The organism is Tigheibacillus halophilus (assembly GCF_042683165.1).
Lineage (GTDB): Bacteria > Bacillota > Bacilli > Bacillales > Amphibacillaceae > Tigheibacillus > Tigheibacillus halophilus.
Genome location: NZ_JBHUIZ010000012.1, coordinates 444,018 through 454,825, shown reverse-complemented (window position 1 = coordinate 454,825; position 10,808 = coordinate 444,018). Strand labels below are relative to the sequence as shown.

At 42.2% G+C, this 10,808-nt stretch carries 15 protein-coding genes; all 15 read right to left on the bottom strand.

Annotated elements, in window-relative coordinates; all coding sequences use genetic code 11:
* Window positions 1–446: distal tail protein Dit (locus tag ACFSMW_RS13475; protein ID WP_390356448.1), on the bottom strand; the 446-nt coding region annotated here is incomplete at its 3' end.
* A 51-nt stretch (window positions 447–497) separates the two neighbouring features.
* Window positions 498–4,442 (bottom strand): tape measure protein, encoded by a 3,945-nt coding sequence (locus tag ACFSMW_RS13470; RefSeq protein ID WP_390356411.1) that lies wholly within the window; start codon window positions 4,440–4,442, stop codon window positions 498–500.
* Window positions 4,443–4,445: 3 nt separating this feature from the next.
* Entirely contained in the window at window positions 4,446–4,691 is a 246-nt protein-coding gene (locus ACFSMW_RS13465; RefSeq protein WP_390356409.1) for a hypothetical protein, read from the bottom strand.
* Between the two features lie 86 nt (window positions 4,692–4,777).
* Window positions 4,778–5,284 carry a hypothetical protein gene (locus ACFSMW_RS13460; RefSeq protein WP_390356408.1) on the bottom strand — a complete coding sequence of 169 codons (507 nt, stop codon included), beginning with the start codon at window positions 5,282–5,284 and terminating at the stop codon, window positions 4,778–4,780.
* A gap of 58 nt (window positions 5,285–5,342) precedes the next feature.
* Entirely contained in the window at window positions 5,343–5,723 is a 381-nt protein-coding gene (locus ACFSMW_RS13455) for a hypothetical protein (RefSeq protein WP_390356406.1), read from the bottom strand.
* A gap of 74 nt (window positions 5,724–5,797) precedes the next feature.
* Window positions 5,798–6,397, bottom strand: coding sequence for a hypothetical protein (locus ACFSMW_RS13450; protein WP_390356405.1), 600 nt, complete (start codon window positions 6,395–6,397; stop codon window positions 5,798–5,800).
* A complete protein-coding gene (locus ACFSMW_RS13445) occupies window positions 6,397–6,804 on the bottom strand; it encodes a phage tail terminator protein (protein WP_390356403.1) in 408 nt (135 codons plus the stop codon). The genes ACFSMW_RS13450 and ACFSMW_RS13445 overlap by 1 nt, the downstream gene beginning before the upstream one ends.
* Window positions 6,801–7,286 carry a hypothetical protein gene (locus tag ACFSMW_RS13440; protein ID WP_390356401.1) on the bottom strand — a complete coding sequence of 162 codons (486 nt, stop codon included), beginning with the start codon at window positions 7,284–7,286 and terminating at the stop codon, window positions 6,801–6,803. The genes ACFSMW_RS13445 and ACFSMW_RS13440 overlap by 4 nt, the downstream gene beginning before the upstream one ends.
* Complete coding sequence (locus ACFSMW_RS13435) at window positions 7,279–7,620, bottom strand: hypothetical protein (protein WP_390356400.1); 342 nt, start codon at window positions 7,618–7,620, stop codon at window positions 7,279–7,281. Before ACFSMW_RS13435 ends, ACFSMW_RS13440 begins: the two co-directional genes overlap by 8 nt.
* Window positions 7,617–7,958 (bottom strand): hypothetical protein, encoded by a 342-nt coding sequence (locus ACFSMW_RS13430; protein ID WP_390356399.1) that lies wholly within the window; start codon window positions 7,956–7,958, stop codon window positions 7,617–7,619. The genes ACFSMW_RS13435 and ACFSMW_RS13430 overlap by 4 nt, the downstream gene beginning before the upstream one ends.
* 5 nt (window positions 7,959–7,963) lie before the next feature.
* Complete coding sequence (locus ACFSMW_RS13425) at window positions 7,964–8,218, bottom strand: Rho termination factor N-terminal domain-containing protein (RefSeq protein ID WP_390356397.1); 255 nt, start codon at window positions 8,216–8,218, stop codon at window positions 7,964–7,966.
* A 40-nt stretch (window positions 8,219–8,258) separates the two neighbouring features.
* Window positions 8,259–9,245 (bottom strand): major capsid protein, encoded by a 987-nt coding sequence (locus ACFSMW_RS13420; RefSeq protein ID WP_390356395.1) that lies wholly within the window; start codon window positions 9,243–9,245, stop codon window positions 8,259–8,261.
* A gap of 18 nt (window positions 9,246–9,263) precedes the next feature.
* Window positions 9,264–9,623, bottom strand: coding sequence for a hypothetical protein (locus ACFSMW_RS13415; RefSeq protein WP_390356393.1), 360 nt, complete (start codon window positions 9,621–9,623; stop codon window positions 9,264–9,266).
* A gap of 2 nt (window positions 9,624–9,625) precedes the next feature.
* Complete coding sequence (locus ACFSMW_RS13410; protein WP_390356392.1) at window positions 9,626–10,390, bottom strand: hypothetical protein; 765 nt, start codon at window positions 10,388–10,390, stop codon at window positions 9,626–9,628.
* Window positions 10,391–10,542: 152 nt separating this feature from the next.
* Window positions 10,543–10,806: a hypothetical protein gene (locus ACFSMW_RS13405; RefSeq protein ID WP_390356391.1), complete on the bottom strand. Its 264-nt coding sequence runs from the start codon at window positions 10,804–10,806 to the stop codon at window positions 10,543–10,545.
* Window positions 10,807–10,808 lie beyond the last annotated feature (2 nt).

Genomic DNA, 10,808 nt, shown 5'->3' with positions numbered 1-10,808 from the left:
GCAAATGTAATCGGTTTGGTGACTTGTAGATTAAACACTGGGTCTGCTTCAGCGGTTCCGTCATAGGTTAGTTGCAGAACGTCGGATGGAAATTCTTCTGTTTGTTCTGGTCCATATTTGAAAGGGTCTGGGCAAATAAATTCAAATGAAGCAATTGCAAAGGATACAATTTCATTGACTTCAATTTCCCCATTTACTATCGCAAAAAACGATCGGTTCGGTTGCGAGTCAAAAATTAGTTCTTCTGCCTTCTCTGTCAAAAGCCAATTTGCTAGATCTTCGGTCTTAGTCTGCAAATCTTCTCGGCCGTCAGCTTCTATTCTTAATTTAATCGGAATAGTTATAGCCTTGGAAGTAACATCAGATACATATCCTCCATCCATGCCCGTAACTTCTAAAATATTTACATTCCTAGGCGCCCAATATGGTCGTCCTCTTTCTAGTATTCTTACATAATCCTTTCTTACGGAATTAAAAGTTAGATTATAGATAATTGATCACCCCCTAAAACTCTCTTCTGTCCCCTTAGTTCTTCTTTGATAGTCTGTAACATGCGGGGCTACCATTCGACCAACTACACGGTCACTCATAACAACATTAAAATTAGGATCACGCTCCACAGCTTCGGCAATTCGCTTCAATTCTGCCAGCATCTGACTACTGTATTTATCATCAGTAAACCCCAATCGATCACCAGTTTCCTGCCAAATTCTTTGTTGACTTACTCGTTTAGACGGATCGTGACTGATAATCGATTCTGCCCAGCCACCTTCTGCAATCCAAGCAAGTTGTTTCCTAGTAACGATACCACCGTTTGCATATCCATGACCTTGACCAAGAAATGATAGACTTTGACCGTAACGGTTTTTGGCATAGTGCAATGCAGCCAGCAAGTTATCCAGACCATTGAAAATGTTACCGTGACCAGGGAATTTATGTGCATTAAATGTGCTTGGGATTGTCTGCATTAATCCTTTGGCTGGGTTACCTTGGGCCATATTGATATCCCACACACCCGCACCCTGTACGGCTTTAGGATTACCGCCAGACTCTGTCTGTATCTGTCTCAAAACTTTGTCTTGCATTGCTTTGCTTGTAGACAGTCCATTCATACCAAGCGCTCGTATAACTGTGTTCCTCCATCGTTCCACACCTTCGCCCGGAGGATTGTCGCCCCCGAAAACATTCAGTTTATCTTTTACGTAGTCCACAGCTGCTGACTTAGCCTTATCAAAACCGCCGCGGGCCATCTTGCCAAGTGTAGATACTGCAGATGGAATATCTACACCGACTTTTTTCAGTGCAATATTTAAAAGCTTTCCAGGGCTTTTCACGTAATCCCAGATGTCTCCGGTCCACTCAGCTACTTTTTTGCCTGCAGATACTGTAGTATCTTTTACTGCGTTATACCCAGAAACAGTAGTGTCCTTAACCCATGTACCTGCGGTTTTAAAGGCTTTTCCGACCTTATCGCCTAAAGCGTACTTAGGTACATCAAATAATTTTTTCGTCTTACTTGCTGGGATAACGCTCGTTCCTTTTGGTAAATCAGGATACAACGTCGGTTTATCTGCGCTTAGAAAAGACCTTCCCCCCGGAAGATTTACTAACTCTTCTCCGCTGTTGTTTCCTTTCCCATCACCTAAAACTGCTGGACCGCCAGGATGAGATCCGGTACCTTTTGCATACCAACTCAATGAATCACCAGGGCTCCAATGCCAATTTGTCTTTTTTGCATTTAATTTGCCTAGTACCCAGTCAATTCCGGCGAAAATTCCATTTACACCAGAAGCAAGTCCGTCAACCATTTTCCGACCAACTGACAACATACCCTCTTTTAGTTTCCCAGCTCCTTTTACAATGCCATCCTTCATCCTACCGGGCATATCTTTCACTTTTTTCACCATGTCAGAGACATAGTTAGATACACTTTTTTTGAGGTCCTTGAACAACCCAATCGTGTTATTTTTAAACGTGATAAATTTGTTTTTTGCTGTATTGACCGCATTTTTTACTGGAGTGACAATTTTGTCTTTGATAGAATTCCAAACTTTTTGCGTTAAATTGCGAATTCCGGTAAAAATTGAGGAAATATTATTTTTTAAATTCGTGAACCACTTTTTCCCGAAATTGAAAATAGATTTAACGATTTTTGTAAAAAACGAAAGAATAGAATTCCAAATTTTTGAAAGGATATTCTGCGTTCCCTTTGCCAAATTACCAACTGTGTTTTTCATAGCCGTAAAGCGATTCTTCACAAAATCGACAATAGACTTGATGAGGTACTGAAAAACAGCTCTAATAGTCGTCCACGAATTTTTGAAGGCGCTGATAAGCAATTTGCCTAAAGATAGTATCCCTTTAAGCATTTTTCCCCAGAACATCAGTTGAACAAAGTTCCAGATGAACTGTATGGCCCCGGTGAAAATATTTTTAATCCCCGACCACATTTTTGAAAAGTCGCCAGTGAAAATGCCGGAAAAAACCTGGATCAAGCCCATGATGAATTTTAGACCGCCATCAATTACGCCCTTAATATTCCCCCAGACCGACTTAATGACCGCAAGAACAATTTTAAAGGTTACTGAGAAAATTGACTTTATGATCGGGAGCGATTTTTTTACAGCTGAAACTAATTCCTTTAGAACCGGCAAAGTAGCCGCTTTTATTCCAGACCAAATATTTGAAAAGGCTTGAAGTAGTTGCTGACCGTTCTCATTCCAGAAAGCGCGTATTTCCTTGGTTTTCTCTTTAAAGAAATCCGCTATTGCTTTCAGGGCGGCATGGATGTTTTCTTTCATTCGGTCCACTGCTTGTACAACAGCTTTTGCCTTATCAGGGGGAAGGTACTTGGAAATAATATCTATCCCAGATATATAGTTCTCGCTCATATCCTTGGTAAAGAGTTTAAAAACCCCTTTTACAATTTCCACGCCTTTTTTAATACCGTTAGACACCTTGTCGAATGTTTCTTTCAAATCCCCAAGATTAGATTTTATATTATCTACTATCTCCACTACCCTCCGCGCTGCGTTGGGTGGAAGATATTTGGAAATGATGTCAATACCTTCGATGTACTCAGAACTCATATCTTTGGAGAATAATTTGAATACACCTTTTACAGTATCCAATGCTATTTTAAAACCATCGCCAATTTTACTTATTACGTTTCTGAAGGATTCAGATTTTTTATAGGCGAAGATAAACCCTGCAGCTAATGCGGATATCGCAGCAACAGTTAATCCGATGGGTCCCGCTAAAAACGAGAATGTAGCACCAAAAACCTTTATAACGCCCCCAGCTTTTGCAACTGTAGTCATCAAACCGCCCAATCCAGCGGACAACTTTCCGACAATACCCCCCAAAGTTCCAAGGACTACCAAAATAGGGCCTGCCGCAAGCGCTACTGCGCCAAACTTCATGATCATGCTTTGCTGGGATTTACTGAGATTAGCAAACCATTGTATGGCGCTTTGAACTTTATCCACGACGTTACTGAACATGACTCCAAGTGTCTTTCCAACTTTTTGTGCCCACGCAATCACTTCATCAGACTTTAGAAACTCTATAAATTCGGCAATGGATTCTTTCGACTTTTCAAAGACACCGCCCAATAGGTTTTCACCAATGATCCCGATGTAAGCCTTGGTATTGGCAACCATACCCTGCCACGAATCGGAATAAGCACTCGCCATGCCACCAGCAAAGTCCTCCATGACGTCAAGGAACTTTTTAGAATTGACTTTACCATCAGTTACCATTTTCCTGAATTCTTCCTGTGATACGTTCAGGTTTTTTGCCATCGCTTGCGCAAAACCTGGCATACCATCTTCAATCATATTCAGTTCCTGGGTCATTAACTTTCCCGATCCTTGTACACGGTTAAATATCTGGGCCATATCCCCTACTGGTCTATTAGCGCCAACTGCAGCGTCACCAACGAGCTTAATGTAACGCTCTAATTCAGCACCTTCCTTTACTCCAGCAGCTAATGCGCCCGCTGCAACAGAGGTACCTTCTGCCATCGTAGTCATGCCGCCGTCAATGGCTTTGGTGACTTGCTTAGATATTCTGCCAACTTCTTTGGTATTGTAGCCAAGCCCTTTCAGCTGTGCTTGCGCTGAATCTAGACCAACAAGTCTTTTCCACCCTAAAGCCGCTGTAATACCACCTATAGCAGTTGCGGCTCCGGCCGCTGGCAAAGTGATTTTTTTTGTTAAACTTTTCCCCAGGTTCCCCACTTTCTGAGATGCCTGTTGTAATCCGTTTCCAAAATTGGTCAAGGTTTTGCCAACGCTGCTGAAATTGGTACTCATTTTACCAGCTGTTTTTCCACTGGAAGATTCAAGGCTGTTAATCTCTTTTTTAACGCCCTGGATAGCAGATTTCATCCCGCTGACTTTTGCCACAAAAGACGCTTGCAGTTCCCGTACAGTTGCCATATTCTACCTCCCTTCTATCTTTTTTTGTTGTTCCAACACCTCTTCCGGATTAAAGTCCCATTCGTATGTTTGTGCTAGACCCTTATCAGCCTGTTTTTCCGGTCTGATCAATTGTTCAAATTCCTTTTTGGCACTCTGAAATTTTGAGTCATCAATTTGCTGAGAAAACACATTCGACAAGTATTGGATATACAATTTGACCCGTTCCTGTTCTTCCTGACGTTTTTCTTTTTCTAGGGTCATATCCATGTACTTAAACAACTCAACAGCTGGGGCAGAGACAACCTCTCTTCTGCCACCTAGCATGTCGGATAGCTTAAATACAAATGCTTCCGTTAAGCTTGCGCGGGTTCCGTCATTTGGTTCTGTTTCGGTTTGAAAAGACTCATAACTTTCGTTTGCGCTTTGGTTAGCGCTAAAGACTTTTTTGCCCGCTTGATCAGTTTGTCAATGTCATTGACTTGAATAATAGCGTCATAGATGTCAAACACATCATCTGCCTTTTGATGTACAAGTGTTTCGTATTCAATACCAGAAACGACAGACAGCAGTTCTAATACTTTTTCAGGGATTTCCATTAAGAGGACATCAAGGGCACCAATCGCCCTTGCGATAACCCGCTGGCCAAACTCTTCTTCTGAAACTTTGTCGTCATTACCTTTTTGTGATTCATCGAACACCTCTACCAGCAGCGCCTGTAAATGGTCATCCTTCTGTGCAATATCAAACATTTCTTTGATTTTTTTAATTGCCTGCGTAATTTGCAAAATATTCATGTCCTCAATTTCATGTTGAACGGTTTGCACTGTGTTGTCTTCTTTGATTTTTAGGTTTACTTTCATAAAATTAATCCTCCTAATGGCTTGTAATTGTAAGTATTAAAAGAAGAGTAGGGGCCCCCTACTCTTCTGGTTCATTCGGTTCTTGGTTCGGCCAAGGTACGTCAATGGTTTTTCCGTTCGATAATTCTAATGTGATGTTTGTTCCATCGGACGTAGCGTCAACAACACTTACGCCATCCGCTCCATCCTCACCGTCTGTTCCGTTGGTACCATCTTGTCCTTTTAGTGATTCCAACCATTCTTTCTCCGTGCCTTTGAATCCATTCTGGACCGCAATATCATATGCCGACTTACCATCAGCCCCGCCTTGGATAGACACTGGAAGAGGATTGTCCTCCGATATTGCCACAGGGTTACCGTCTGCATCATAATACTGTGGTAAGCCTACCTTAGCTCCATAGACTTCTGAATACAGCACATCCTTATCTGTTTTAGGCATTGTTTACCCTCCCTCATTTATCGCCATTCAATCAATAAAAAAGCTTGCTAGTGCTGGCTGCTGAATGGCGTTTATTAGTTTGGGCTATCGTCCCCGCTATCATCGTTTCCACCGTCATTTTCGTTAGCATTTGGATCCACTCCGCCGCGATAAAAGAAGTTACCCGGTTTCGAAGCATCAAATCCTTCTCTAGGCATCATTGTGAGCGTGATTTCAACATTTCCTTGCTCTTGGTTGTATTCACGCGTAAACCCTTCCGTGGATGCCATATTGTAAATTGTCCAGTCCATGTCTTTGACACTGTCCGGAAGAATCCGCGGGTGGATATTGACTCTTCTACCGATCAACTTCGTGCCAATCTTCGCATCCATGGCACCACTGGTACCTCCATCCGTGTCTGTAATAGACTCCGTGGATGCAAGAGCAAGTTCTAGGATGTTGACATCCTCTTGTCCTGCAACGACCTTCACTTCACCTTCCCAACCTTTGAGGCGTTTTTCAACAACAGTTTCGCCGAAATCCGCAAAAGTGAAATCTTCGTATTGGGGTGTGAGCGTTAGCGAACCACCTTCTGCTTGCAAATAGTCTTTTCCATCAAATTTAATTTTGTCTTTTCCGTCACCGATTGTTATGTCAGCAACACCGAAAATGTATTCTTTTTGTTGTTCTGGCATTATTTTTCCTCCTTCATAGTCACGTCAAAATTAACGCTGTATTCCATGATTCCTTCGTTGTCTCCAATACGTAATGGTTCGCCTGCAGCCATAACGAAAAGGACAAGATAGCGTTTTGTCTCCACTACTTGTCCATCCTTTTCAAAATCCACACTGACATGGAAATTGCTTTTCTTATGCAGTTGTTTATAGGTTTTTTCGGCAGCGTACTTGGCATAATCCCAATCTCTTGATCGTATCCAAACTTGATATCCTGGATAACGGTACTCGGTGTCATATCGATCTGGAGTACCACTGCTACTTGCATATACAGTTCCGGTGTTGTTGTCAGCAGAATAGTAGTCCACTGACCACGTAAGGTGAGGAATGACTGTTTTGAGTTCGTTCATTAAATGCACTTGAATCATAAGTCTGCCCTCAATAGACGTTCCAAGGCCCTGGCATTCATTTTGTCATAGTCGGGTTCAATGGCCTTGATTGCATTTTCCATGTACTTTCTGCCTGGCTTATACCCCCGCCAGTTTGGTTTGCGATACGTTCCCCGGCCACGTCCATTTAGATAATAGTTTGGCCATTTCTTGCCCTCTGAATACTTATCATGTACGCCAGGACGATAAGGTTCCTCATGGCGCCGTAATGCATAATCAAGATTGGAACCGCCTCGGACAACAATGTCCTTGCCCTCTTTTTTCGCCTTATCGAAACTAACGGAATCCTCAAGCGTCCCCTCATCATGATGGACAAGTGCCTTTGTGCCTTCCTCGGCTAGCATGCCAAATTTCGTCATTTCATCCATGACAATTTCCTCAGACTTGGCATCCATCTTATCCAATAACTCTGCAAACTCTTCCAACCCATCCCATTTGATTTCAAATAGATTTTCAGCCATCGACATACACCGTCCTATAGTAGACCTTGTTGCCCGCTATATTCGTAGTTTCATCCTTCGCAACGATTGTGCCGCGCCCAGTATCCCCTTCCACGGTGACATAATCCAACTCAATTCCTTGTCCTGGATTGAAATCACTAGGCAGATCAATTTCTAGACTGACACGCCGTTCTCTGCCATTTGCATCACGTACCAACTGCGACTTAAATTGCACACGCGCCTTGGAGTCAATTGGCTTTGTTTTCGGCTTGCTATACTTGTCCCTAATCGGTTTACCGTCATCACCCAATACCGGCATGTATGCAGTTACTTTCTGACGCATAGGTGGTTTCATATTAATCGCCCCACTTTCGCTTTGGGAACATACCCCAGTAGCTTTAGAACGGCAGGAGCGATTTCTGTACCCTCAAATGTTACAGATACACCCTTAACACTGTACGATTTAATACCATGCCGTTTAAGTTTAGCGTATTCCTCTTCTTCGCCTTCCAACATAAACAACACTTGTAAAGCAACCACACGATCTGTAATCTTATCCTCCGGCGCATAATCTTTTAACAGTTCATGAGCAGCGAATACGATTTTTTCTTGTTCTGGTTCGGATAACTCTTTGAAGAGCTCATTACCATACATACGTTCAAGATAAGCTTTTATAGAGTCGTCTGTAATCACAGAAATCACTCCGCATCTTGCAATGCTTCGATAAGTTCACCTTTGTTCATGTTGTTGTAGCCTTCAATTTCATACTGTTTGGCCAGTTCTTTTAGTTCAGCGACCGTTTTTTCTTCAATAGGTTTGTCCGGTGCAGATTCAACAGGTGTTATCTTATCACCTAAATGGGCAGCTTGTTCATTTGTCAGTTCAATCTCTTCATTAGGCTTTACGATGTTTCCTTTATGTGAAAGGTATGCATTTGCAATAAATTTTGGCATGAGAATCCTCCTTAGTTTTTAATTAAAAAGAGCGCCTAATTTAGACGCTCAAAATTACGATAGACTGTGGACGTTTCAGTGCAGGGAATACTGCTTCACCGACTACAACAGATTCTTCCGGCGGGTTTGTTTTTACGGTCGGAACAGCAAACTTCCCAGGTGCATAGTTATTCTCAACAGTAGGACCGATCATTGTTTTTCCTAAATCATCTCCAATGAGAACAACTCTATCATCTTCCAGCAATTGTTTCTCTTCATCCTCAACGACAATAACATCATCATTTACCTGATAAGGTGGTAATCCCAAAGCTGAAAATACATTCTGAATATCTGCTTTTGTAAGCAAACGCTGCCCGCTATCTTTACCATAGATTTGGGTACGAATCTGTTCATTTTGCAGCAAGTTAGCCTCGGTTGCGCCAGTCATATGCATGACATTTGGTTTACGCCGCTGATTCTTATCTTTGTACTGTTTAACTGCCACCTGGATATCAGTCAATGGAGTTGCTCCTTCTTCACTCCATGGTGTCGTTGCAGTTACCTTATTTTCAGTTGGGATACCAAAGTCAACATCGATATGAATATCGTTTTCATCATCGTCGTATTTCAGCTTCCCAGTATAAATTGCTTGGGCCCGCATGTATTCTTCGATATCGTCCACACCTTGAGAAAGGTCATCAGTAGACTGATAGATTTGTTCAATAACCATGTTCGCTTCTTCATCAGAGCGCGGGCGGTTATATTGGATAAGCTGGGTTTCATCTAATCGGAAACCATGTTGCACCTTTGCCACTTGGCCGAAAGCTTTTTCAATCTCTTTCGTATCTCGTAAAGGTGCTGACGCGTTCCACCCAGTAATGCTTGCAGCTGTTCCGTATTTCCCGCTAATAACGTTATAGGCAAAGTTAATATCATAAACAGGGTCTTCAGGCATGAACTGTTCCAATAGGTAACCCCTAACCGGCGGCACATTCTGTACATATCCTGTCAATTGTGGTTGTTGAAATTCTGGTAATCTAAGTGGCATATTTTTATCCTCCCTTTATTAAATGTCAAATACGATGCGGCCTTTTGCGGCTTCTTTAAAGGCATCGTTGACTCCCGTGCATTTTGATTCGATAGGATGTCCGACAGCTAGAACGCCAACGATTGGGTTCTGACCTCCAATTACTTTTACATCATGCGAGGTAAGGCCGGCACCTTTTACAGTAGCTTCCGTTTCATCTCCCCATGGTTGATAAAGTCCGTTCTCGCCCAGATAAACTGCTGTCCCTGCGTCAACGTAACCTTCACCAAATGCGGTTGCATCCAATGTTGCTCCACCTGTTTTATACTCAGTTCCCACGGCATTACGTAGAAACTCTTTCTGACCTACAATTTTTTGTTTTGTCGGCTGTAAATTCATGACTACTTTTCCTCCTTTTTATGTCTTTCAAGTGCTTTTTGACGACCAGCTTCATATGGATCCACTTTCTTTTTCCGGTTTCCTTTTTGACGGGAACCAGGTACGAAAGATGATTTCTTTTTCTTTCTAGAAGGTGGTGTTTCTTCATCTTCGTCGTCATCTTCATCAGCAGCACCAAAGTACTCTGGAAATTCTTCTTCCAATTCCTCAAACAGTTCATCAAGGTTTTCGGCTTCCCCATCATCATCCAATTCGATGTCATCGACGTTGATCAGACGCGCTAACAGTTTTGGATTGACTTGGTTATCGACTGCAAATTCCTTAACCATTGCCCGCTTTTCTCTGCGTTCCGCCCGCAGGAGGCGTTTTTCCTTATCGGACAACTCATCCCGAAGTGTTTCCAGTTCTTCATCTTCATCGTGGTCTTGCTTATCTTTTTTCTTGCTAGCCTGTTCTTTGAGTCGGCGATACTCTTCCGGGTCTACGCCTTTGTATTTCTTCATTCGTTTAGACAACTGATCCTTGAGCTTTTTCTGATACTGCTTTTTGAATTTCTTATCTTTCAATAGTTCATCCAAATCTGGAGCATCATCTTCCGGGTCATCTTCCGGATCGTCCTCATGATCATCGTCTGGATCATCTTCCGGATCATCAGTTTCAGCAAAAAACTGCAAATTAAGTTTCAAAGGCTTTACTTCCTCTTTCGTTATCGTAGAAAGGCCACGCCCAAATAATGAGATAAACCATGCATATAATCGTTTTATCATTTATAATATCCTTCCTCTGCTTAGGTGCAGGAGCCATTACTCACAAGCTTTTAATGTCATCAGTGGATTGGACATAATAAATAAGCCTTTTTATGACTTGCTTGGGTCAAGTTGCTAACGTCTACTGCCAATAAGATATAGATCGCCTCTCTTTAATCTTTGTCATACCCAAAGACTTCGAATCCATCCTTTACAATGGCATTTCCATCCTTTTGCGATATTGAAGCGACTAATTCACCATCACTAGTTGAAATAGTAACCTCTTCCGCCTCTTCAGCTGGATATGTCAAACTAACATTAAATCCAACGGAACCATCATCATATTTTGTGTTATCGATCTGGACGATTTCCAGTTCATACGGATTAACCCTCTGTAGCAATTCAATGGCTTGTTTTAATAACAATTCGTTTTTCATTC